The 23250-nt window shown below is 65.4% G+C and carries 25 protein-coding genes and 1 tRNA gene; 11 read left to right on the forward strand and 15 right to left on the reverse strand.

Annotated features, from left to right (window positions below):
* Nucleotides 1-111: 111 nt before the first annotated feature.
* From infC to YWC_RS0110710, 3 genes are all read right to left on the reverse strand, one after another.
* Nucleotides 112-669 carry a translation initiation factor IF-3 gene (gene infC, locus YWC_RS0110700; RefSeq protein WP_371846250.1) on the reverse strand — a complete coding sequence of 186 codons (558 nt, stop codon included), beginning with the start codon at nt 667-669 and terminating at the stop codon, nt 112-114.
* Nucleotides 669-2579: a threonine--tRNA ligase gene (thrS, locus tag YWC_RS0110705; protein ID WP_027865362.1), complete on the reverse strand. Its 1911-nt coding sequence runs from the start codon at nt 2577-2579 to the stop codon at nt 669-671. The genes infC and thrS overlap by 1 nt, the downstream gene beginning before the upstream one ends.
* A gap of 345 nt (nt 2580-2924) precedes the next feature.
* A tRNA-Val gene (locus YWC_RS0110710) sits at nt 2925-3001 on the reverse strand.
* 133 nt (nt 3002-3134) lie between these two features.
* Here YWC_RS0110710 and YWC_RS0110715 point away from each other — a divergent pair.
* The gene (locus YWC_RS0110715; protein ID WP_027865363.1) at nt 3135-4064 is read left to right on the forward strand and encodes a cation diffusion facilitator family transporter; all 930 of its coding nucleotides are present in this window, start codon (nt 3135-3137) and stop codon (nt 4062-4064) included.
* Between the two features lie 103 nt (nt 4065-4167).
* Nucleotides 4168-5148 carry an NAD(P)/FAD-dependent oxidoreductase gene (locus YWC_RS29045; protein ID WP_051306380.1) on the forward strand — a complete coding sequence of 327 codons (981 nt, stop codon included), beginning with the start codon at nt 4168-4170 and terminating at the stop codon, nt 5146-5148.
* Here the strand turns inward: YWC_RS29045 and YWC_RS0110725 are convergent.
* The 8 genes from YWC_RS0110725 to YWC_RS0110760 all read right to left on the reverse strand — a co-directional run bounded on the left by YWC_RS0110725 (nt 5124) and on the right by YWC_RS0110760 (nt 13210).
* Entirely contained in the window at nt 5124-6074 is a 951-nt protein-coding gene (locus tag YWC_RS0110725; RefSeq protein WP_027865364.1) for a sensor domain-containing diguanylate cyclase, read from the reverse strand. The two genes, YWC_RS29045 and YWC_RS0110725, sit on opposite strands and share 25 nt — an antisense overlap.
* Before the next feature lie 91 nt (nt 6075-6165).
* Nucleotides 6166-6993 carry an aminoglycoside 3-N-acetyltransferase gene (gene aac(3) / locus YWC_RS0110730; RefSeq protein ID WP_027865365.1) on the reverse strand — a complete coding sequence of 276 codons (828 nt, stop codon included), beginning with the start codon at nt 6991-6993 and terminating at the stop codon, nt 6166-6168.
* Nucleotides 6994-7081: 88 nt separating this feature from the next.
* Nucleotides 7082-7714: a hypothetical protein gene (locus YWC_RS0110735; protein WP_027865366.1), complete on the reverse strand. Its 633-nt coding sequence runs from the start codon at nt 7712-7714 to the stop codon at nt 7082-7084.
* Nucleotides 7711-8643, reverse strand: a complete 933-nt coding sequence (locus YWC_RS0110740) for an MlaD family protein (protein WP_027865367.1) — start codon at nt 8641-8643, stop codon at nt 7711-7713. The genes YWC_RS0110735 and YWC_RS0110740 overlap by 4 nt, the downstream gene beginning before the upstream one ends.
* A 14-nt stretch (nt 8644-8657) precedes the next feature.
* Entirely contained in the window at nt 8658-9464 is an 807-nt protein-coding gene (locus YWC_RS0110745) for an MlaE family ABC transporter permease (protein ID WP_027865368.1), read from the reverse strand.
* A gap of 209 nt (nt 9465-9673) precedes the next feature.
* On the reverse strand, nt 9674-11926 hold the full coding sequence (locus YWC_RS0110750) for a RelA/SpoT family protein (RefSeq protein WP_027865369.1): 2253 nt from the start codon (nt 11924-11926) through the stop codon (nt 9674-9676).
* 20 nt (nt 11927-11946) lie between these two features.
* Entirely contained in the window at nt 11947-12297 is a 351-nt protein-coding gene (locus tag YWC_RS0110755; protein WP_027865370.1) for a RidA family protein, read from the reverse strand.
* A gap of 31 nt (nt 12298-12328) precedes the next feature.
* Nucleotides 12329-13210, reverse strand: a complete 882-nt coding sequence (locus YWC_RS0110760) for an alpha/beta fold hydrolase (RefSeq protein ID WP_027865371.1) — start codon at nt 13208-13210, stop codon at nt 12329-12331.
* 133 nt (nt 13211-13343) lie between these two features.
* Here YWC_RS0110760 and YWC_RS0110765 point away from each other — a divergent pair, with 133 nt between their 5' ends.
* Genes YWC_RS0110765 through YWC_RS0110775 form a run of 3 tightly spaced genes read left to right on the forward strand, consistent with a single transcriptional unit; the run spans nt 13344 to nt 15447 of the window.
* Nucleotides 13344-14138, forward strand: a complete 795-nt coding sequence (locus YWC_RS0110765; protein ID WP_027865372.1) for a 3-hydroxybutyrate dehydrogenase — start codon at nt 13344-13346, stop codon at nt 14136-14138.
* 8 nt (nt 14139-14146) lie between these two features.
* Nucleotides 14147-14527: a hypothetical protein gene (locus YWC_RS0110770; protein WP_027865373.1), complete on the forward strand. Its 381-nt coding sequence runs from the start codon at nt 14147-14149 to the stop codon at nt 14525-14527.
* Nucleotides 14527-15447: an SMP-30/gluconolactonase/LRE family protein gene (locus YWC_RS0110775; RefSeq protein ID WP_027865374.1), complete on the forward strand. Its 921-nt coding sequence runs from the start codon at nt 14527-14529 to the stop codon at nt 15445-15447. The genes YWC_RS0110770 and YWC_RS0110775 overlap by 1 nt, the downstream gene beginning before the upstream one ends.
* 18 nt (nt 15448-15465) lie before the next feature.
* On the opposite strand, the gene YWC_RS0110780 is transcribed toward YWC_RS0110775, so the two are convergent.
* Both YWC_RS0110780 and YWC_RS0110785 read right to left on the reverse strand, forming a co-directional pair.
* Nucleotides 15466-16095, reverse strand: coding sequence for a hypothetical protein (locus YWC_RS0110780; protein ID WP_156923603.1), 630 nt, complete (start codon nt 16093-16095; stop codon nt 15466-15468).
* A gap of 30 nt (nt 16096-16125) precedes the next feature.
* Nucleotides 16126-16398: a hypothetical protein gene (locus tag YWC_RS0110785; RefSeq protein ID WP_036214040.1), complete on the reverse strand. Its 273-nt coding sequence runs from the start codon at nt 16396-16398 to the stop codon at nt 16126-16128.
* A 12-nt stretch (nt 16399-16410) separates the two neighbouring features.
* Here YWC_RS0110785 and YWC_RS0110790 point away from each other — a divergent pair, with 12 nt between their 5' ends.
* The 6 genes from YWC_RS0110790 (at nt 16411) to YWC_RS29050 (ending at nt 21735) form a co-directional block, all read left to right on the forward strand.
* Nucleotides 16411-16659, forward strand: coding sequence for a hypothetical protein (locus YWC_RS0110790; protein WP_036214043.1), 249 nt, complete (start codon nt 16411-16413; stop codon nt 16657-16659).
* 191 nt (nt 16660-16850) lie between these two features.
* Nucleotides 16851-18152 carry a dicarboxylate/amino acid:cation symporter gene (locus tag YWC_RS0110795; RefSeq protein ID WP_027865378.1) on the forward strand — a complete coding sequence of 434 codons (1302 nt, stop codon included), beginning with the start codon at nt 16851-16853 and terminating at the stop codon, nt 18150-18152.
* 166 nt (nt 18153-18318) lie between these two features.
* Nucleotides 18319-18726, forward strand: coding sequence for a BlaI/MecI/CopY family transcriptional regulator (locus tag YWC_RS0110800; RefSeq protein ID WP_027865379.1), 408 nt, complete (start codon nt 18319-18321; stop codon nt 18724-18726).
* Nucleotides 18723-19979 (forward strand): M56 family metallopeptidase, encoded by a 1257-nt coding sequence (locus YWC_RS0110805; RefSeq protein WP_027865380.1) that lies wholly within the window; start codon nt 18723-18725, stop codon nt 19977-19979. The genes YWC_RS0110800 and YWC_RS0110805 overlap by 4 nt, the downstream gene beginning before the upstream one ends.
* Before the next feature lie 87 nt (nt 19980-20066).
* A complete protein-coding gene (locus YWC_RS0110810; protein ID WP_084416385.1) occupies nt 20067-20471 on the forward strand; it encodes an energy transducer TonB in 405 nt (134 codons plus the stop codon).
* A 217-nt stretch (nt 20472-20688) separates the two neighbouring features.
* Nucleotides 20689-21735, forward strand: coding sequence for a S41 family peptidase (locus YWC_RS29050; protein ID WP_051306381.1), 1047 nt, complete (start codon nt 20689-20691; stop codon nt 21733-21735).
* Nucleotides 21736-21812: 77 nt separating this feature from the next.
* Here YWC_RS29050 and YWC_RS0110820 read toward each other — a convergent pair whose 3' ends face one another.
* Both YWC_RS0110820 and YWC_RS0110825 read right to left on the reverse strand, forming a co-directional pair.
* The gene (locus YWC_RS0110820) at nt 21813-22463 is read right to left on the reverse strand and encodes a 3-oxoacid CoA-transferase subunit B (protein WP_084416386.1); all 651 of its coding nucleotides are present in this window, start codon (nt 22461-22463) and stop codon (nt 21813-21815) included.
* A 27-nt stretch (nt 22464-22490) separates the two neighbouring features.
* Entirely contained in the window at nt 22491-23189 is a 699-nt protein-coding gene (locus YWC_RS0110825) for a CoA transferase subunit A (protein ID WP_027865383.1), read from the reverse strand.
* Nucleotides 23190-23250 lie beyond the last annotated feature (61 nt).

The following is a 23250-nucleotide window of genomic DNA, read 5'->3' on the forward strand; positions in this document are numbered from 1 at the left end:
GCGCCAGGCTTTGTCGCCACCGACGGAACAAACGCACAAACGAACGTGGGCCGGGCCTGGCGCAGCTCACGCTGGCGCCCGGCCCGGCCCATCATCTGACGGCGCGAAGAATTACTTCTTCTTCTTCGGCGCAACGATCATGATCATCTGGCGACCCTCGAGCTTCGGGAACTGCTCGACCTGGCCGACTTCTTCCAGGTCGCCGCGCAGGCGCTCGAGCATGCGCATGCCGATGTCCTGGTGCGCCATTTCACGGCCGCGGAAGCGCAACGTGATCTTGGTCTTGTCGCCTTCTTCCAGGAACTTGATGAGGTTGCGCAGCTTGATGCTGTAGTCGCCTTCATCGGTGCCCGGGCGGAACTTGACTTCCTTGACCTGGATGATCTTCTGCTTCAGCTTGGCTTCGTGCGCCTTCTTCTGTTCGGAGTACTTGAACTTACCGTAGTCCATCAGGCGGCAGACCGGCGGGACCGCGTTCGGCGCGATCTCGACCAGGTCGACGTTCTTTTCCTCGGCCATGCGGAACGCTTCCGCCAGGCTCACGATGCCCAGCGGTTCGTTGTCCACACCGTTCAGGCGCATTTCGGGATGGGTGATCTCGCCGTTGATGCGATGCTGTTTGTCAGTAGCTATGTCGTTTCCTTTGAAAGTATTGATTGAGGCCGGGATTATTTCGCCTTGGCGGCAACTTCGCCAACCAGGCGCTCCACGAGCGCGTCGACCGGCATCACGCCGAGATCGACATTGCCGCGGGCACGCACGGCCACCGTATTTGCTTCACGTTCTTTATCGCCAACAACCAGAATGTACGGCAGTTTTTGGACAGAATGCTCGCGAATTTTATAAGTAATCTTCTCGTTCCGCAAATCAGCGTGAACGCGGATGCCCGCCGCGCGCAGCTTGGCTTCGACCTGCTTCACATAATCTGCTTGCGCATCCGAGATATTCAAGACCGCGACCTGGACCGGGGCCAGCCACAGCGGCAGCGCGCCGGCGTAGTTCTCGATCAGGATGCCGATGAAGCGCTCCATCGAGCCGACGATCGCACGGTGCAGCATGACCGGCACCTTGCGGGTGTTGTCTTCCGCAACATATTCGGCGCCGAGGCGGCCCGGCATCGAGAAGTCGACCTGCATGGTGCCGACCTGCCATGGACGGCCCAGGCTGTCCTTCAGGTGGTACTCGATCTTCGGGCCATAGAAGGCGCCCTCGCCCGGCAGCTCGGTCCATTCCACGCCGCAGCCGCGCAGCGCCGAACGCAGGGCCTCTTCGGCCTGGTCCCACACCTCGTCGGAACCGATGCGGTTTTCCGGGCGCAGGGCGATCTTGACGTCGATGTTCTCGAAGCCGAAGTCCTCGTACACCTTCATCGCCTGGGCGTGGAAGGCCACGACCTCGGGAGCGATCTGCTCTTCGGTACAGAACACGTGGCCGTCGTCCTGGGTGAAGCCGCGCACGCGCATCAGGCCGTGCAGCGCGCCCGAGGACTCGTTGCGGTGGCACTGGCCGAACTCGCCGTAGCGCAGCGGCAGGTCGCGGTAGGAACGCAGGCCGGCGTTATAGATCTGCACGTGGCCCGGGCAGTTCATCGGCTTCAGGGCGTAGGTGCGGTTTTCCGACTCGGTCGTGAACATGTTTTCACGATAGTTGTCCCAGTGGCCGGTCTTCTGCCACAGGGTGACGTCGATGATCTGCGGCGCCTTGACTTCGCTGTAGCCGGTGTTTTGATACGTTTTGCGCATGTACTGCTCGACCTGCTGCCAGATGGTCCAGCCCTTCGGGTGCCAGAAGATCAGGCCCGGGGCTTCGTCCTGGAAGTGGAAGAAGTCCAATTGCTTGCCCAGCTTGCGGTGGTCGCGCTTCTCGGCCTCTTCCAGCATGTGCAGGTACTGTTCCTGGTCTTCCTTCTTGGTCCAGGCGGTGCCGTACACGCGCTGCAGCATCTCGTTCTTGGAGTCGCCGCGCCAGTAGGCGCCGGCCAGCTTCATCAGCTTGAAGACCTTCAGCTTGCCGGTCGAGGGCACGTGCGGGCCGCGGCACAGGTCGGTGAAACCGCCCTGCTCGTAGAGCGACACGTCCTCGCCCGCCGGGATCGAGGCGATGATCTCGGCCTTGTAGTCTTCGCCGATCGACTTGAAGTAGCTGACCGCCTCGTCGCGCGGCAACACCTTGCGGGTGACCGGCTGGTCCTTCTTGGCCAGTTCCGCCATCTTCTTCTCGATCGCCGCCAGGTCGTCCGGGGTGAACGGACGCTTGTACGAGAAGTCATAGTAGAAGCCGTTCTCGATGACCGGGCCAATGGTGACTTGCGCTTCCGGGAACAGTTCCTTGACGGCGTGCGCCAGCAGGTGGGCGGTCGAGTGGCGGATGACCTCCAGGCCGTCCGGATCGCGGTCGGTGACGATCGCCAGGTCGGCGTCGTCTTCGATCAGGAACGAGGTGTCGACCACCTTGCCGTTGACCTTGCCGGCGAGCGCGGCCTTGGCCAGGCTCGGGGCGATATTCTGGGCCACCTGGGCAACGGTGACCGGGCCGTCAAACTGACGACTGGAACCATCCGGAAGTCGAACGTTGAGCATTGCTGTTCTCCATGTGGCGCAGCGCGCCATTAAATGTTGAAAATTTTGAAAGCTAAAAAGTTCGGACGAAAAAAAACGCGCACCAGGCGCGTTTTCTTCAGTGTTGTCGAGCTTCTTTGGACAAAAGACCACCGTACCGCGTCTAGCGATTCCCCCACAACATAGTCGTAGTTCGCGGTGTCATAACCGTCGGTGCCTTTCTCGCTCTTACAAAGTGCGCGCCTCAAACAAGCTACTGCGCGTTGCATTTCCGGTTTGCGATGCTCGCTGTACTCAAGTACAGCTGCGCTTCTCAACCGGAACTGCTGCCGCTCGCTACGCTTCTTTGAGCCTCGCTAGGTATTCTGGTGGGCGGTGCAGAATTCGAATCTGCGACCCCTTGGATGTCGACCAAGTATTCTAACCAGCTGAACTAACCGCCCGATGCCGCCATTATAGGGAGCGCACACGCGTTAAGCAAGCCTTGTCCGAATTAAAGTTTCCTGGCGAGCCTGCCTGCGCCCCCGGTCGGCCATTGCTTTACACTAGAAGCTTGTTCAAATCACCACGCCGACGATGCCTGCCGATCACGCCGAGCCCTCTTCCGACCACCTGCACGCCCACCTCGACGGCGATGCCAGCCATACCCACGTCATCGAGGGTCGCAGCCAGCTGGCCCTTGGGGTCGCGCTCGGCCTGACCCTGCTGTTCGCCGTCATCGAGGTCATTACGGGCTTCATCTCGAACTCGCTGGCCCTGATTTCCGACGCCGGCCACATGGTGACCGACGCCGCCGCCCTCGGCCTGGCGCTGCTGGCCCAGGCCATCGCCAAGCGCCCGCCCTCTTCGCGCCACTCCTTCGGCTTCGTCCGCGCCGAAGCGCTGGCAGCCTTCGTGAACAGCCTCGCCATGCTGGCGCTGGTGGCCTGGATCGCGTGGGAAGCCGTGCAGCGCCTTCTGCACCCGGAACCGGTGCAGGGCGGCGTGGTGCTGGTGGTGGCCGCGATCGGCGCCGCCATCAACCTGCTGGTCGCCTGGATCCTGTCGCGCGACAACCAGAGCATCAACACCCGCGCCGCGCTGGTGAACGTGATGGGCGACCTGCTCGGCTCGATCGCCGCGATCGCCTCTGGCGCCATCATCTACTTCACCGGCTGGCTGCGGGTCGACCCGATCCTGTCGATCTTCGTGGCCATGCTGATCCTGCGTTCCACCAGCGGCATCCTGCGCGAGTCCTACCACTTCCTGATGGAGGGCGTCCCGATTGACATCGATTATCTCGAAGTCGGCGCCAGCCTGAAGGCCATCGACGGCGTGCTCGACGTGCACGACCTGCACGTGTGGGACATGTCGCCCGGCCACCCTGCCCTGATCGGCCACCTGGAGATCGCCAGCCTCGATCAGTGGCCCACCGTGCTGGCCGCAGTACGCGCGATGCTGCGCGAAAAACACGGCATCGACCACGTGACCTTGCAGCCGGAGGCGGCCGGCGGCAAGTCGCTCTGAACCCGCCGGCGCCTGCTTGTAATGCCGCTTGTAAGCCCGCTCTTACCCGCGCCCTGCCCGCGCGCCGATATCCGGCAGGGTGCCGGGTGAGCATAATCGGTGCATGGACTGTTCACGCACCGTATTCGACACCCTCATCATCGGCGGCGGCCCGGCCGGCCTGACCGCCGGCGTCTACCTGCGCCGCTTCACCCGCCACATCGCCCTGGTCGACAAGGGCAACAGCCGGCTGTCCTGGATTCCGGTCTCGCACAACTACCCCGGATTTCCGGAAGGTATCAACGGCGTGGCGCTGCTCGAGAACCTGCGCGCCCAGCTCGCCAACTACGGCGGCAGCGTGATGCCCGGCGAGATCCTCGACCTGCGCCTGGAAGACGGCGTGTTCGTCGGCGACTATGTGCCGCAGGACGGCGGCGAGCCCTGCCAGATCCGGGCGCTGACCGTGCTGCTGGCCACCGGCGTGGCCGACGCCGGCATGCCGGTCGAGCGCTGGGACGAGGCGGTGCGCTGCGGCGCGGTGCGCCTGTGCCCGGTGTGCGACGGCTGGGACGTGATCGACAAGCGCATCGGCGTGGTCACCTCCGAGGTCAACCCGGTCGGCCACGCCCTGTTCATGCGCACCTTCAGCGCCGACGTGCTGCTGTTCGAGCGCGGCCCGGTATCGACCATCAACGACGAGGACCGCCAACGCCTGGCGGCCGCCAACGTGCGCTACGTCGATTCGCCGCTGGCCGGCGTGAGCATGAGCGAAGACATGAAGCCGATCCTGCACACCAAGGACGGCGAAGACTACCACTGCGATGTGTTCTACCCGATGCTGGGCGAGAATGCGCGCTCCGACCTGGCCAGCTCGCTCGGGGCGGAAACCGTGGAGTGCCGCAAGCTGCTGGTGGACGACCATTGCCGCACCTCGGTGCCGGGGCTGTTCGCCGTGGGCGACGTCACGCGCGGACTGAACCAGATCGCGGTGGCGACCGGACAGGCGGCGCTGGCGGCGACCACCATCCACAATATGCTGCCGTGGGCGCTGCGGCCCGCGCTGGCTCAGGCCTCGCCGGATCAAGCCTCGCTGTCGCAGACCTGATCGCGCCCGGCCGACTTTGCCTGATACAGGCGGCGGTCGATGCGGTCCAGAAACACCTCGGCCCGGTCCTGCTTGCCTGGCACGATGGTGCCGACACCGATACTGACCGTGACCAGGCGGCCCACGCCGGAACGCGCGTGCGGCAGCTCCTTCTGCGCCAGCAGCCGGCGGCAGCGCTCCGCCACGTTGCGGGCCGCCTCCGGATCGGTCGCCGGCAGCAACAGCACGAATTCCTCGCCGCCCAGGCGCGCGCACAGGTCGCGCGAGCGCGATGCTCCGGCGTCGAGCGCCGCGGCGACCTGGCGCAGACATTCGTCGCCCTGCATGTGGCCGTAGTAATCGTTGTACTGCTTGAAGTAGTCGACGTCGACCACCAGCAGCGACAAGGGCTCGCCGGTCGCCTGCGCCTTGGCCCACTCGACCGGATACAGGGTGTCGAACATGCGGCGATTGGCGACGCCCGTCAGGCTGTCGCGGTAGGACAGCACTTCGAGTTCGCGCTGCAGCTGCAGGATCTTGTCTTCCGCCTGCTTGCGCGCCGTGATGTCGAACATGAACCCGACCAGCGCCTCGACACTGCCGTCGGGGCGGCGCAACACGTGCACCACGTCGCGGATCCAGACGTAGTCGCCGTCGCGGGTCAGCGCGCGGTAATCGGCCTCGTGGTCCACGCCCTGCTTCGACTGGGACACGCAGAAGTCGACGGTTTTCTGACGGTCGTCCTCGTGCATGCGCGCAGCCCAGTCGTCGACCGACTGCCAGCTGGACGGACTCCAGCCGAGCAGCGCCTCGATCTGCGGACCGATATAGGTGAAGCGCATGGTGGCCCAGTCGATGCGCCAGGGGATGGCCTTGGTCGATTCGAGCAGGGTGCGGTAGACGCCGGCGTCGTCGCAGGCGAAGGCTTGGGGTGCAGGATCGGTCATGGCGCGTATGCTGAGTGGATACGCTTCAATTGTGCACCGGAAATCATCGTTTAGGCCGAGCAGGGCAAAGTTTATTGGGGCCGGCCGCGGCTCACTTCCGGTTCACATGGCGCCGCTCGAGCCAGGCCTGGCCGAAGCGGACAATGTCGTTCGCGTCGATCAGCCGGGCTACTGCGCGGCCCACCTGCCCTTCCCGATGCCGACCGAGCGCAAGATAGTCGCGCGCGATCCGCTCGACCGCATCGGCCTGGCCGGGTTGCGCGTACTCGTCCAGAATGCCGTTCGAGTCCCAGTCCGAGGCCGTCACCCAGACGCGCTTGCCTTCCTCATCGAGCAGGGGCATCGAATAACTGACGCGGCGCTTGCCGGGAATCCGCGCCACCGCTTCGGCATAGTGCAAGGCGGTGATGGCGTCCGGACCGGCGCCGATCGACAGGATATTGCCGCGCTTGTGCAGCAGACGCTCGATCGGCGAACCCGGACCGTAGGCGCTGTCCATGGGATGGGGAGCGACCAGCCAGAGCGCATCGGCGCCGATCGCGGCCATCGAGGCATCCGGATGCGCACTGCGCCGGCATCCCGGGTGCATCCGGATGAACTCGTTGAAGGCGCCGAACGCGGGGTAGCTTGGCGCGTGGACGGGATCGAAAGCCGGCCAGCTGTCGCGCACGGCGTCCGGAATGGCAGCCTGTCCGAGTGTCTCCTCGTACGGCGAGTCGCTCCAGGAGACATAGGCCATCAGGTTGCCCGCCGTGCCGACGCAGGCCAGGATCGCTTCGAGCAGGGCCGCCGGGCCGCCAGCCAGAGGCCCGACGGCGCGCAGCGAGACGTGCGTCATGAGCGAATCGCCACGGCCGACGCCGAGCGCCCTCAGCTGGCGGATCAAGATGTCCTTGCGTAGCAAGTCGAGACACCGCATGTGCACTCCTCGGCAAGAGCTCAGGGCTCGGGGTGCAGGCTCGTGCCTCCCGGTTCCTCGACCATGCGCTTGACCGGCCGGCCCCGCCTCAGCCTTGCCCCGAGGCCAGCGCGATCCGGCGCCGGACGCGCTGCACTTCCTGCGCATCCCCGGCCGCCTCGGCGCGCTGCGCCTGCACCCCGAGCCAGGCCAGCAGCGGCCGGCGCCAGCCCTGGTTCGAAGCCGTGTCGATGGCTTGAAGAATACCTTCCGGTGCGATGCGCCCGGCCTTGAAGGCGGCACCGGCGGCGACCAGGCGCGCCAGCGGATCGGCCACGGCGGCGACCTGGCCGGTGGCGACGACGGACTGGTGCTGCCCGGGCAGCAGCGCCGCGTTCAGGCCCTGCCAGCGGCCGTAGAGATAGTCGGCGTAGGCGCGCTGCTCCGGCGTCGCCTCCGCGGCCAGTGCCGCATAGCCCGGGCAGTCGTCGAAATCCAGGCTGGCTACCTGCGCGGCGCAGCGCACCAGTTCGACCTGGGCCACATAATCGGCGCGGCCGGTGCTGGTGGTGGCCGTACGCGCAGTGCGGAATTCCGCGGCCGCGGCAGCGGTATGCCCTTTCAGGTAATTCTCGACCGAGCCGTCGAGGGCGCCCTTGGCATCAAGCTGCCAGTCGGGCGGCAGCGGTTTGCTGGCGCAGGCCGCCAGCATGGCCACGGCGAGGTAAGCGAACATTCTCATGGCAGCTTGATCTCCTGGTTGCTGCGGGCGAAGGGCCACTTGCGGTTGATCTCGTCCACCAGGCGGTTCACCTTGCGCAGGCTGGCGTCGACCTCGCCGCGCAGCGCGCCCAGGTCCTGGGTGGCCACGCGCGCGTTGGCGCCGACGGCCTGGGCCTCGACCAGCACCGCATCCACCTTCTTGAGCGTGGTGCTCGCATCCTGCAGCACCACGTGCAGCTGGCGGATCGCCAACTGGGCGTCGTCCATCACGCCGTCCTTGCCGTAGACGCGCTGCTCGGTCTTGCCCAGCAGGGAGTTGATGCGATCGAGCGCTTCGCGCAGCTTGCGCGCCTCGGCGTCGCCACCCATCACGCCGCCCAGCACTCCGCCGGGGCCATTCAGGCGGCCGGTGACGGCATTGATGTTGGCCAGGCTGGCATTGATGTCCGAATCGTTCGCCGTCATCGTCTCCAGGTTTTCCAGCAGCGCCCTGGCGGTGGCGACGATGCGCGGGATCTCGGCGGTGGCGTCGCCGCGCAGCACCTGGCGGGTGGCGCCGGCGGGCAGCGGCGGATCGTTCAGCAGGCCGGTGAAGGCGCGCAGGCGGGTTTCGCCGACGATGCTCGACTCCAGCGTGAACACGCTCGAGGTGCGCAGCCACTTGGCGTCCTTGCTCTGCACGTCGACCAGGATGCGCACCTTGCCCTCGGGCGAGAGCTCGACCTGGCTGACGCGCCCGATCGGAAAGCCGGCGAAAGTCATGTCCATGCCGGGGATGACGCCGGACGAATCGTCGGTTTCCAGGACCAGGCGCTGGGTCGGCTCGAACACGCCGCGCGCGTGCATCACGTAGCCGAAGAAGGCGACGACCAGGATGCCGATCGCCGCAAGCAGGATCATCGCCTTGAGTTCGACATGTTTCGGTTCGTCCGGCAAAGGTTCGGTCATGGCTTCCTATTCTTCTAAATATATTTCAGCGCCAGCGAGGCGGCTTCGATCACCAGGAGCACGAACAGCAGGCGCAGCGCGCCCGGCTGCACGCTGGAATGCACGCGGCGCGGATAGCGCTGCAGCTCGAGGATGGCGGCGGTCGGGATCAGGGCCACGGCCAGGCCGAAGAACACGGTCTTGAGCACGAAGCCGATCGTCACCGTGGGCGAAAAGACGCGGCCGACGGTGCGGGTGTAGTCCGCGATTCCCCAGGGCAGCAGGCCGTACACGTTCAGGTAGGCCAGCACCAGCACGATGGTGCTGGTGACCATGGCCAGGCTGGTCACCGCGACCGAGTTCGCCAGCAGTTGCGGCACCATGTCGCGCCGCAGGCGGCGCAGGGCTTCGTCGTTGGCGGCCTGCGGCGACAGGCCGGCGCGCGCCAGCCCGAGCGCCGAGGCGTCGAAGGCCATGCTGGCGCGCAGGGCCACGAACATCGCGGCGGAGAGGGGAATCAGTTCGAGCACCAGCACCCGCACCACCATCTCGAGCGCGAAATGCGACAGCCCGTAGCTCTTGGCCGTGACCAGCACGATGCGGATGATGACCAGGCTGATCAGGGCCGAGGCCAGCGAGAACCCCGGCAGCACCTGCCAGGTGCTGGCGTAGATGTGGCGCGCGGCCGCCAGCCGGTTGGCGCGGTTGTAGGTCGAGGGCGACAGCGCCATCACCAGCGCGACCGCGCCCAGGTGCACCATGTACCACCAGCTGCGCAGGTAGCGCAGGAACGCGAGGCCCCACAGGCTTGGCTTGGCGTAGAGGTTGAGGGTTCGGCGCATGGTGTCAATATGATACAAAATTGAATGGATGTGCTCGGTTTATGTATCAAATTGATACCAAGACGGCTGCTCTGCGAACTTGGGTCCCGGCCTGCGCCGGGACGACGTGCATGAGGAGGGGGCGGCAATCGCCGTTTGGACTGCAAGCCTCAAGACCGTCATCCCGGCGCAGGCCGGGATCCAATTGTGCATGCAAGCCACGGACGCCATTATTGTCGCCGCGCCTCCATCACTCCCTTTACCTCCGCGATCGCCGCCAGCGCCTTGTTCAGCTGCCCGGTCGATCCGATCTCCGCCGTGAACACCATGCGCGCCTGCCCCTTGCTGCTTTGCGTGTTCACGCCGATCACGTTGATCTTCTCGCGCATGAACACGTCCGAGATATCGCGCAGCAGCCCCTGCCGGTCCATCGCCAGGATGAACAGGTCGACCGGATACACGGTCTCCAGCCCGGCCGAACCCCATTCGGTCTGGATCACCCGCTCGGGCGCCTTGGCGCGCATCTCGGCGAAGTTCTTGCAGCTCAGGCGGTGGATCGAGACGCCCTTGCCGCGCGTGACGAAGCCGCAGATCGGGTCCGGCGGCGCCGGCTTGCAGCACTTGGCCAGCATCGTCATCAGGCCCTCGGTGCCCACCACCAGCACGCCCGACTTGGCGCCCTGCTCCACGCTCGAGGCGCGGCTCTTGTAGACCACCGCCTCGTCGACCGGCGGCGGCGCTTCCACCGTGTCGTGCAGGGCCGCTTCCACGTGGCGCAGGCTGAACTTCTCCTTGCCGACCTGGATGAACAGCTCGTCGACCTTGGCAAAGCCGAGCTTTTGCGCCAGCGCTTCCAGGTTGACGGCGGTCTTGCCCTCGCGCTGGAGCGATTTCTCGACCAGCGCGCGCCCCTGGGCCAGGGTCTCGGCCTGTTCCTGCGCGTGGAACCAGGCCCGGATCTTCGAGCGGGTCCGGCTGCTGACCGTATAGCCCGGGCTGAGCCAGTCGCGCGAGGGTCCCTGGGTGCCGGTCGGCCCCTTGGCGGTGATGATCTCGCAGGTCTGGCCGTTGCGCAAAGGCGTGTTCAGCGGCACCATCGCGCCGTCGATCCTGGCGCCGCGGCAGCGGTGGCCCACCTCGCTGTGCAGGTGGTAGGCGAAGTCGATCGGGGTCGCGCCCTGCGGCAGCTCCAGCACCCGCGCCTGCGGAGTCAGCACGAAGATGCGGTCGTCCAGGGTGGCGGCCTTGAGCTTTTCGACCCATTCCTTCTGCAGGTCTTCCTGGCCCGCGACCACGTCGGCCACGTCGCTCTTCCAGGCCAGCAGCTGGCGCAGCCAGGCGATCTTCTCGTCGTACTTCTGGCTCTTGAAGTTGGAGCCGCCCTCTTCCTTGTAGCGCCAGTGCGCGGCCACGCCGTACTCGGCGAAGTTGTGCATCTCCTGGGTGCGGATCTGCACTTCCAGCGGCCGCCCGTCCTCGGCGGTGACGACCGTGTGCAGCGACTGGTAGCCGTTCGGCTTCGGGCGCGAGATGTAGTCGTCGAATTCCTTAGGGATCGGGGTCCAGATGTTGTGGACGATGCCGAGCACCGTATAGCAGGCCTTGACGTCCTCGACGATCACGCGGAAGGCGCGCACGTCGTACAGCGAGGAGAAATCGAGCTCCTTGCCGCGCATCTTCTTCCAGATGCTGTAGATGTGCTTCGGCCGGCCCGAGACCTCGGCCTTGATGCCGGCGTCGCGCAGTTCCTTTTCCAGCCGGTCGATCGAGGACTGCACGAAGCCTTCGCGCTGCATGCGCTTCTCTTCGAGCATCCTGGCGATCTGCTTGTAGGCGTCCGGCTCGATGAAGCGGAAGGACAGGTCCTCGAGCTCCCACTTGAGCTGCCAGATGCCGAGCCGGTTGGCCAGCGGCGCATAGAATTCGAGCACCTCGCGGCCATAGGCGCGGGTGACCTCGTCGAAGCGCTTCTGCTCCGAGAAATAGCGCAGGCTGGCGGCGCAGGCGGCCAGGCGCATCAGCACCACGCGCATGTCCGAGGCCATCGCCAGCAGCATCTTGCGCAGGGTCTCGACCTGGGCGGCGGCCTGCTGGGCAGCGTTCTTGCCCGCATTTTTCGCTTCCGCCACCTGGTCCTTGCCGGCGGTGAGGTCGCGCAGCTTGACCAGCTGGTACACGCCCTGCACCAGGTCGGACACTTCCTTGCCGAAGCGCTCCTCGAGCGAGCCCGCCACCGCCGGATCCATCATCGCCAGCTCGAACAGCAGGCCGGCGATGCGGGTTTCGGCGTCGGTGCGCAGCACCGCCAGCGTGCCGGCCACGCCGAGCGAGAACTCGAACGCATCCTGGCCCGTGGCGGCCATGCGCTCGCCGTACATGCCGCTGGCGTAGTCGAGCGCCGTCTGGACCCGCGCGCAGTCTTCCACGCTGAGTCCCTGGACCAGCTGGGTGCTGGCGTCACCGAGTAGAACGCTTGATACCATCTAGCTTGTATGCCCCCGACTCAGCGCAGTGCGGCAGTGATGCAGACCTCGACCAGGCATGCGGGATTGGCCAGCTTGGCCTCGACGGTGGCGCGCGGCGGGGTGTGGCCCTGCGGCACCCACTCGTCCCAGACGCTGTTCATGCCGGCGAAGTGCTCCATGCTCGAGATGAAGATCTGGCACATCAGCACGCAGGACTTGTCGCTGCCGGCTTCGTTCAGCAGGCGGTCGACGTGGCCCAGCACCTCGCGCATCTGGCCTTCGATGCCTTGCGTGGTGTCTTCGGCGATCTGGCCGGCCAGGTAGATGGTGCCGTTGTGGATGGCGATTTCGGACAGGCGCTTGCCTACGTGGAGTCGTTTGATTTCCATAGCTGCTTTCTTATAAAACGTGGCGGAAGCCTCATGCTCCGCCGACTAAAAATTCGCGTGCGATCGCGATCTGGTCCGCACGTACGAAGGTGGGCGCATGGCCCACGCCCGGGATCTCGACCAGGCGCGGCTTCGGTCCGCGCGTGCACATCTCCAGGGCCGTCTCGCGCGACAGCAGGTCGGACTGTTCGCCGCGCACGAGCAAGGTCGGGCAGCGGATCGCATCCCAGGCCGCCCACAGCTGGGCCTCGTCGCCGGCCGCGCGTTCCGGCGTGATGGCGCGGAAAGGCTGGGCCAGGCCGAGGTCGTAATGGCGCACCCACTGGCCGCCTTCGTCCTGGCGCAGCACGTCACTCGCCAGCTTGAACCATTCTTCCTCGGTGTGCGGGCCGAAGGACATCGACACGGCTTTCACGTAGGCCGCGCCGGTGTCGAAGTCGGGGAAGCGGATGTCCTGGCCGATGTACTCGCCGATGCGGGCCAGCGCACCCTGGTCCAGCACCGGACCGATGTCGTTGAGGACCAGCTTGCGGATCGGGCTGTCTTCGAGCGAGGCCAGGATCATGCCGATCAGGCCGCCCATCGAGGTGCCGAACCAGTGCACCCCGAGCGTGTCGTCGCTAGTGGCGCGCGCGATCAGCGTGACCATGTCGGCGACATACTGCGGCACCGTGTAGTACGCTGGATCGCGCAGGCGGCCCGAGCGGCCGCGGCCGACCACGTCCGGGCAGACCACGCGGTATTCGTCGCTCAGCGCCCGCGCCAGGCCGTCGAAGTCGTCGGCCACGCGGGTCACGCCGTGCACGCAGACCAGCACCTTCGGATTCGCGGGATCGCCCCACTCCTTGTAGGCCATGCGGTGCAGGCCGGCGGGTGAACTGCACTGCACGCTTTTCAATGTGGCTTCGCCGATTTGCACCTTCGCCCCCGCTCAGTCATGACAATATTGGTTACTTTGCATCGCAACACGCCATTTTACTTGGCATTGCCATTAGAATTCTACCAATTCTGAGGAAGCAACCCGTTCACCCACGAAAGAGGACGCAATGAAATCCAATATGCTCAGCGGTAAAACAGCACTCGTCACCGGTTCCACCTCGGGCATCGGCCTGGGCATCGCCCGTTCGCTGGCGGAACAGGGCGCCAACATCGTGTTCAACGGCTTCGGCGACGCCCAGCAGATCGAGAAGCTCTACACGGACGTGGGCACCGAATTCGGCGTGCAGACCGCCTACCACAATGCCGACATGAGCAAGCCGCTTGAAATCGAGGCGATGATGCGTTTTGCCGCCGACAAGTTCGGCGCAATCGACATCCTGGTCAACAATGCCGGCATCCAGCACGTGGCCACCGTGGACGAGTTCCCGGCCGAGAAGTGGGACGCGATCATCGCCATCAACCTGACCTCGGCCTTCCATACCAGCCGCCTGGCCATCCCCGGCATGAAGCAGAAGGGTTGGGGCCGCATCATCAACCTGGCTTCGGTGCACGGCCTGGTAGGCTCGGCCGGGAAGTCGGCCTATGTCGCGGCCAAGCATGGCCTGGTGGGCTTCACCAAGGTGACCGCGCTCGAACTCGCCGCGACCGGCGTGACCTGCAACGCGATCTGCCCGGGCTGGGTCCTGACCCCGCTGGTGCAGAAACAGGTGGACGACCGCGCCGCCCGCGACGGCCTCTCGAACGAGGCGGCCAAGAAGGCCCTGCTGAGCGAAAAGCAGCCTTCCGGCGAATTCGTCACCCCGGCGGAACTGGGCGCGCTGGCCGTGTTCTTCTGCAGCCCGGCCGGCGACCAGGTGCGCGGCGTGGCCTGGAACATGGACGGCGGCTGGGCCGCACAGTAAAGGCCACCATGACCGAGCGCCTCGACGAACAGGGCTTGCAGGACGCCTGCCAGGAACTGGCCCGGGTGGTGCTGGCCGCCGGCCAGCCCCAGGTCTCGAACGACATCCTCGAGACCCTGGCAGACCGGTTCTTCCGCGAAGTCGTCGATTTCGCGCCCGGTGTCGCCCGCGCCGGACGCGATCCGAACCTGCTCACGCGCGCGGTCCACTACCTGAACGACGCCCATGCCCTGCCCCTGATGGGCACGGACATGGAGTGGTTCCGCCAGGCGCTGGTATGCCTGGTGGAGCTGGCCGTGCCGGGCATTGCGCTGTCCGAGCAAGGTGGCGCTTTCCTGCGCGACGTGCAGCTCGGGATCGAGCAGTCGCTCGGAGACCTGGAGGGTTGATGCCTGCTTCCAAAAACCTCTTATTCTTTTCGCTCGCCCTCGCGGCGACGAACGCCCTCGCCGCATCCTGCGGCACACCGCCTTCCGGCGAGTTGAAGGCCGAACGCGTTGCCGCCGTCACCGCCTCGCGCGCCGAACCCGGCCTGTTCGAGGGACCGGTGTGGATCAAGGATGCGCTCTACTTCTCCGACTTCAGTTTCGCCAAGGGCTTTCCCTCGCGCGTACGCAAGCTGGCCCAGGACGGCACCGTAAGCACCGCGATCGAGGACAGCGGCAGCAACGGCCTGGCCGTGGACGCGGGCGGCGCCCTGCTCCTCGCAAGCCACAAGGACAAGGCGCTGCTGCGCCGCGGGCGCGACGGCAAGCTCGCGCCGCTGGCGGGAAAGTTCGGGGGCCAGGTTTTCAACTCGCCCAACGACATCGCCGCCGCGCCTGACGGGTCGGTCTACTTCACCGATCCCGACTGGCAGAAAGCGGCCGCACCCGGCGGGCAGCCGGTGACGGGCATCTACCGCGTCGGGCCAAACGGCGCCGTCACGCTGGTGGACGGCACGCGCCCCAATCCCAACGGGATCGCGCTGTCGCCCGCGGCGGACGTCCTGTACGTGAACGCCAGCGACGGCCTGCTGGTGGCCTATCCCATCGTCGAGGGCGTGCCGCAGGCCGGACGCACGCTGGTGAAGGGGCTGGACGGCGCCGACGGCATGACGCTCGATTGCCACGGCAACCTGTACGTGACCGAGCATGCGGCGCAACGGGTGCGCGTGTTTTCGCCGCAAGGCAAGCAGCTGGCGACGATCCGGGTGGACGCCAACGTCACCAACGCGGCCTTCGGCGGCAAGGACGGCAAGACCCTGTACATCACCGGCGCAGGCGCGCTGTGGCGGCTGCCGCTGGCCGTGAGCGGCATGCCGTACTGAGCCGTCTTCCCAAGGCCCTCAAGGCATGGGCATGCGCGCCACCTTGTCGGGCCAGACGCAGAAATGCGGCTCGGCGCTTCCCATGTCCGTGTCGGTTGGCAGCACCCGCAGCGCACCTCCGCGCACGAAGCCGGTGACCATGACGATCCGGCCGTTCCACACCCCGCGTTGAAACGCCTGCTTGTCCGTATCCGGCTCCGGGCCATCCGCGCCCGGTGAAGACCAGAGGATCACCAGGTCGCCGCGCCGGACCGGGCTGCCCACCGCGTCCCGCGCCGGAACAGGCTCGCCCCAGCGGGAGCAGCGATGGGGAGGGTCGGACCTGGCGAGGACCGGCTTGGGCGGCATGTGCGCCAGCTGGTACAGGGAGAAGCCAAGGGTGGCGACGCAGCCCAGGAGCAGCACGGCCGGATACGCCACTGCCCAGGGCTTGCCCCTTCTCGCCGCAATGCTGGCCGCCGGCGCCAGCATCAGCAGGACGAGCGACATCAGGAAAGACAGCTCGAGCGCATGGGCGATGCGCGCCAGCCGCGTCCAGTTGTAGGGCACCGGGCTGCCCGCTTGTCCCGCCACGAAACCCCAGGCGACGAACAGGCCGGCAAGCCAGATGATGTTCAGGGCAATCGTCCGGTCGAACTTCATTCGCATGCGCCCCCCCTGTTGGATGACACGCCGGTTTCAGCGCACGGCCAGGCTGTTCCTGTATCGCCTGTACTCTTTCATGACCTGGACCACCACGACGGCCGCGCCGGCCAGGGCGAAGGCCCACTTCAGTTGCGCCGGAGCTGCAGCCGGCGGCATCCTGTCAAGACTCGTGTAGACCGCGAAGCATGCGGAACAAAAGGCGTCGGTCCAGCGTCGGCCCGCAAGGCACAGGAGCGTGGAGAGGGTCCAGCAGACGATCGGCCAGTCGTTCCAGTGCATGCGCATTCCAGTCAGGTGCTGAAGCATCGGGATCGATGCTTGTGTATTCCCGACATCATAGCGATCGAGGCGGCCCGCATAATCCGCGAATTGTCACAGCCGCCATCGGTCGCGCAGGCGCCAGTGGTGATGGCGGAGATCCTGGGTAAGTCGAAGGACCTCGGACGGCTGAAGGCGGGGAAGCTGGCGGACGTGGTGGCCGCGGATGGCGATCCAACCAGGGACATCGCGGCAGCAGCGGAGGTGGGGTTTGTGATGAAGGGTGGGGAGGTGTTCAGGCGGCCGTGAACTTGGGCACCGGCCTTCGCCGGTGCGACGAACTTGAGGCCAGAGGCAACAGCACACGCTCCGGAAATATCACGCGATACACAATCAGCATATCCGCAACAAGATATAAGGCCTGCGGATATCCACAATAGATTGGGTGTGACACTTCCACGATGATGGCAACACCACAAACTTCACTACGAAGCGTTGCCATGAAAAAGCCATTCTATAAAGTCCTGTATGTCCAGGTGCTGTTCGCCATCGTGCTTGGCGTGCTGCTGGGGGTGTTCTACCCTGAACTGGGCGCGAAGATGAAGCCCTTGGGAGACGGCTTCATCAAGCTCATCAAGATGATCATCGCCCCGGTGATCTTCTGTACCGTCGTCGCCGGCATCGCCGGCATGCAGGACATGAAAAAAATCGGCCGCGTCGGCGGCAAGGCCCTGTTGTACTTCGAGGTCGTCTCGACCTTCGCGCTGGCCATCGGCCTGGTGGTCGCCAACTGGGTCAAGCCGGGCGCCGGCTTCAATGTCGACGCCGCCCACCTCGACGCTTCGTCCATCGCCCAGTACACCGCGAAGGCCAAGGACCAGAGCACCATCGACTTCGTGATGAACATCATCCCGACCACCTTCGTCGATGCCTTCGCCAAGGGCGACATCCTGCAGGTCCTGCTGATCGCGCTGCTGTTCGGCTTCTCGCTGTCGATGCTGGGCGAGCGTGGCCGTCCGGTGGCCAAGATGATCGACGACTTCTCGCACGCCATCTTCGGCGTCGTGAACATCGTCATGAAGGCCGCCCCGATCGGCGCCTTCGGCGCGATGGCCTTCACCATCGGCAAGTACGGCCTCGATTCGCTGCTGCCGCTGGCCAAGCTGATGGGCTCCTTCTACCTGACCTGCTTCGTGTTCGTGATCGGCGTGCTGGGCCTTATCGCCAAGTTCACCGGCTTCTCGATCATCCGCTTCATCAAGTACATCAAGGAAGAACTGCTGATCGTGCTCGGCACCAGCTCGTCGGAAAGCGCCCTGCCGGCCCTGATGCGTAAACTCGAACGCCTCGGCTGCTCCAAGCCGGTGGTCGGCCTGGTGGTCCCGACCGGATACTCGTTCAACCTGGACGGCACCAACATCTACATGACGATGGCGGCCCTGTTCGTTGCCCAGGCAACCAACACCGACCTGACCCTGATGCAGGAATTGACCATCCTGGCGGTGGCGATGCTGACCTCGAAGGGCGCATCGGGCATCACCGGCGCCGGCTTCATCACCCTGGCGGCGACGCTGGCTGTGGTCCCGACCATCCCGGTGGCCGGCATGGCACTGATCCTCGGCATCGACCGCTTCATGAGCGAAGCCCGAGCCCTGACCAACTTCGTCGGCAACGGCGTGGCCACGGTGGTGGTATCGAAGTGGGAAAAGGAACTCGACGTCCAGCGCATGGACGACGTCCTGCACGGCCGCGTGCCGGTCGAAGGCGACAAGGACCTGGAACCGGTGCGCGCCGCCGCCTGATTCCGCCCGGCTCGTCCCAAAGAACCGCATCTCCGGATGCGGTTTTTTTTCGTCTTCGCTCGGGGCTCTTATGCTCTGCGCATAAAGCACGCACGGCGCCCGAAAACAGTAGACACCGGTGTCTAGACACACTATTCTAGATTCGACCAAACCAATGAGGACGCTCATGCCACGCAAGCCCGATACCCCCAAGCCGACCCCGGCCGAACTCGAACTTCTGCAAGTCCTGTGGCCGATGGCTTCGGGCACTGCCAAGCAGGTGCACCAGGAAATGCAGAAGACCAAGCCCGATGTCACCTACGCAACCGTGCTGCGCCTGATGCAAATCATGCACGGCAAGGGCCTGCTGGTGCGCGACGAGAGCGAACGCTCGCACGTCTACGCCCCGGCCCACGCCCAGGACTCGGTCGAGAGCAACCTGCTGAAGGACCTGATGCAGCGCGCCTTTGCCGGCTCGGCCAAGGCCCTGGTGCTGGCCGCGCTGAAGACCGGCATCTCGAAGAAGGAACGGGAAGAGATCGAGGAACTGCTGCGTGAAGACAAGCCGGAGGACAAGGCCGGGGTGAAGAAATGAACGCCGCCGACCTCGTCGCCAGCGTCGGCTGGACCCTGGTCCACTTCCTGTGGCAGGGCGCGCTGATCGGCTGCGCCACCGCCACCCTGCTGACCCTGCTGCGCAACAGGCGCCCCGAATCGCGCTACCTGGTTGCCTGCACCGGCCTGTTCCTGTGCCTGGCCTGGCCCGCTCTTGAGCTGGCGCTGCGCCTGCAGGGCGGCGGCGGCGGTGGCGGCGATGCAATGGTGCTGTTTGCCGCAGGCTTGATCGCCGGCTCGCCCGTCGACGAGGGCTGGGGCGCCCTGCTGGCCGACCAGCTGACCTGGATCGTGGGCACCTGGGCCGTGTGCGCCCTGGCGATGGCCCTGCGCATGGTGGCCGGACTGCTGTGGATCGAGCGCGCCGCCACGCACGAGCGCGCCGACCCGGCGTGGCAGGTGCGCATCGAACGCATGGCGACAGGATTCGGCATCGACCGGGCCGTGCGCCTGCGCGTGGTCGAACGCCTCGGCAGCCCGATTACCGCCGGCTGGTGGCGCCCGGTCGTGCTGGTGCCCGCCTCGCTGGTGTCCGGCATGCCGGCCCACCTGCTGGAAGCGCTGCTGGCCCATGAACTGGCCCACATCAAGCGCCACGACTATCTCGTCAACCTCGGCCAGAACCTGGTCGAGACCCTGCTCTTCTACCACCCGGCGGTCTGGTGGATTTCAAGCCGCATCCGAGTGGAGCGGGAACAGATCGCCGACGATCACGCGGCAAGGATACTGGGCGAACCGCGGCGCCTGGCCCTGGCCCTATCCGAACTGGAAAAACTCCAGTTCTCAACCCACCACCTGGCCCAGGCGGCCAACGGAGGAGATCTTATGTCACGCATCAAACGATTGGTTCGTCCCGACACGCAGGCCTTGAACTGGAAGGCGGCCATTCCCGTACTGGGACTGGTCATCGGCGCCGCAAGCTTTGCCCATGCGGCGCCCACGACGCCGGTCAAGAAGGATAGCGAGGCCGTAGCCAACTTCGACACCTGCAAGAGGCCACACTACCCGGCCGAATCGATCAAGCTGCAGCATACCGGCACCGTCACCCTCGGCTTCCTGATCGGCAAGAACGGCAAGGTAAAGGAATCGAAGGTCGCCAAATCGTCCGGCCATGTAGCGCTCGACGAGGCCGCGCATACCGCACTGACCAAGTGCACGTTCAAGCCGGCCACTGCCAAGGGCAAACCGGTCGAGGCCTGGACCGCGGTGCAGTACGTCTGGACGCTGGAGTAAACCGGTAATGCGCGTGTTACGCTTGGAGGACTCGCGGGGACGCCCGCCCATCCCCGGCGTGACACGCCGACCGATAGAGGAGAACGCATGACCGGCATCAACCGTTTTGTCAGCCTGGTTCGGCACACGCAGCGTCGCAGCTTTTCGTCCGTCTTGCTTGTGGCAGCGGCCGCATCGATCGGCCTGGCGCACGCCGCCCCGGACGGCGCGACGCCGGCTCCGCGCCCCCTTGTGGACACCAGCACCTGCAGCAGGCCGGTCTATCCCGAGGAAGATGCGCGACTGAAGAACGCCGGCACGGTCACGATGCAATTCCTCATCGGCGCCGACGGGTGGGTCGTGGAGTCGAAAGTCCAGAAATCGAGCGGCTATGCCAGCCTCGACGAGGCGGCGCGTGCGGGACTGGCCAAATGCAGGTTCAAGCCGGCGACGCTTGAGGGCAAGCCGGTGCGCGCATGGGTGGGCGTCCAGTACGTCTGGACGCCGGAATAGAAAGCAGTCCCGGCGCATGCGCAGCGGGGCTTGCATGGTGGCGGGCGGCGCAAGCCGCCCGTTTTTCGTATACCAGGTGCACGCCGCTCAGCTTGCCAGTTTATGCGCATCGAATTGCCGAGACGAAGTGCCATTACTACTATGAGGTAAAAATAATACTTGAAGCTAGCAGACCTAAGTTCACGCTTCCCGACGTTTCCTTTACCCATAGATCCACATGTACCCGATTCGTACCGTGCTGCTCGTACCCTTCATACTCGCTTCCCTCGCCTGCGATGCCAGGGCCGAGGTCGACGACGCCACCCGCAAGGCCGTGATCGCCGAACTCGGCGCCAAGGTCAGCGACATCTACGTCTTCTCGGACAAGGCCAGGAAGATCGTCGAACGCCTGAACGCGCGCGAGCAAAGCGGCGCCTACCGCACTGCCAAGGATCTGACTGGCTTCGCGGAGATGCTCACCGAGGACCTGCGCCAGCCGACCGGGGACAAGCACCTTGGCGTGCGCTACCGGGCGACGCCCATTCCTTCCGACACCGGTGACAACGCGCGGGGACCGACGCCCGAGCAGGAGCGCCAGTTCGGTGAGTTCCTGAAGTCGCGCAATTACGACATCCGCAAGGTGGAGACACTGCCCGGCAACATCGGTTATATCGACCTGCGCAGCTTCCCGCAGGCCTCGGCCTCCAAACCCGCGCTGAGCGCAATGATGAACCTGGTGGCGGACACCGACGCGCTCATCGTCGACCTGCGACACAACGGCGGTGGCGATCCCCACGCGGTCGCCTTCATGTCCAGCTACCTGTTCGACAAGCGTACCCACCTGAATAACATGTACTGGCGTGAGGGCGACCGTACGGAGGCGTTCTGGACCGAGGAGGATGCACCCGGGAGGAAGTTCGGCGGCACCAAGAAGATCTACGTCCTGACCAGCAAGAACACTTTCTCGGGCGCCGAGGAATTCAGCTACAACCTGCAGCAGTTACGCCGCGGCGTGATCGTCGGCGAAACCACCAGCGGCGGCGCGCATCCGGGCGCCGTGCACCGCGTCCACCAGCACATGGCGGCCTTCATCCCCGCCGGCCGGGCGATCAACCCGATCAGCAAGACCAACTGGGAAGGCAGCGGCGTGGTGCCGGACGTGAAGGTCGCTGCGGAGGACGCGCTGCGCACGGCCGAGCGCCTGGCGCTGACCGAACTGTTGAAGTCACCCGCAAACGAAGGGCATGCGCAGCGGCTGCGCAAGCGCCTGGACGAGCTGAAATAAAAAGGCCCGCAGTCGACTGCGGGCCTGCCTGCTTGCACGAGCGCGGGGCCGACAATGCCGCCCCCGCGCTTGTTCTGTCAGACCGCCGAGACGTCCAGCTCGCAGCCGGTTGCCGACAGCACCTGCTCCTTGGTGACGCCCGGCGCCAGTTCCACCAGCTTGAGGCCGGTATCGGTCACGTCCATCACGCCCAGGTCGGTGATGATGCGGTCCACCACGCCGACGCCGGTCAGCGGCAGGTCGCACTTCGGCAGGATCTTGTGGCTGGTCGAGCCGTCCTTGGCGGTGGCGAGGTGTTCCATCACCACGACCACGCGCTTGACGCCGGCCACCAGGTCCATCGCGCCGCCCATGCCCTTCACCATTTTGCCCGGGATCATCCAGTTGGCGAGGTCACCGCGCTCGGACACCTGCATCGCACCCAGGATCGCCAGGTTGATCTTGCCGCCGCGGATCATGCCGAAGGAGTCGGCCGAGCTGAAATAAGCGGAGCCCGGCAGCGCCGTGACGGTCTGCTTGCCGGCGTTGATCAGGTCGGCGTCCACTTCTTCTTCCGTCGGGAAGGGGCCGATGCCCAGCAGGCCGTTTTCCGACTGCAGGAAAACTTCGATATCGTTGGGTACGTAGTTCGCTACCAGGGTCGGCAGGCCGATGCCCAGGTTCACATAGAAACCGTCCTGCAGTTCCTTCGCCGCGCGCGCGGCCATTTCATCACGAGTCCAAGCCATGTTCTGTCTCCGAGTCTGCTTAATACGTTAGTTCGCGCGCACGGTGCGCTGTTCGATGCGCTTTTCCGGCGTCGGGTTGTGGACGATGCGGTGCACGAAGATGCTCGGGGTGTGCACCTGGTCCGGATCGATCTCGCCGATCTCGACCAGCTCTTCGACTTCCACGATGCAGATCTTGCCCGCGGTGGCCACGTTCGGGTTGAAGTTGCGCGCGGTCTTGCGGTACAGGAGATTGCCGGCCTTGTCGGCCTTCCATGCTTTCACCAGCGAGACGTCCGGCAGCAGCGCACGCTCCATCACGTAGTGCTCGCCGTCGAATTCGCGGGTTTCCTTGCCTTCGGCGACGATGGTGCCGTAGCCGGTCTTGGTGTAGAAGGCCGGGATGCCGGCGCCGCCGGCGCGCAGCTTCTCGGCCAGCGTGCCCTGCGGGGTGAATTCGAGCTCGAGTTCGCCGGCCAGGAACTGGCGTGCGAATTCCTTGTTTTCGCCGACGTAGGACGAAATCATCTTCTTGATCTGGCGGGTTTCCAGCAGTTGGCCCAGGCCAAAGCCGTCCACCCCCGCATTGTTCGAAATGGCCGTCAGGTTCTTGACGCCGGAATCGCGCAGCGCCGCGATCAGCGCTTCCGGAATGCCGCACAGGCCGAAGCCCCCCACCGCGATGGTCTGGCCGTCTGCAACGATGCCGGCAAGCGCCGACTTCGCATCAGGATACACTTTGTTCATACCCGTCCCTTTTATAGGTTAAGCGAAAAGCTCTTCTGTACTACAGAGTAGAGGGCACCTC

Source organism: Massilia alkalitolerans DSM 17462, from assembly GCF_000427785.1.
GTDB lineage: Bacteria > Pseudomonadota > Gammaproteobacteria > Burkholderiales > Burkholderiaceae_D > Telluria > Telluria alkalitolerans.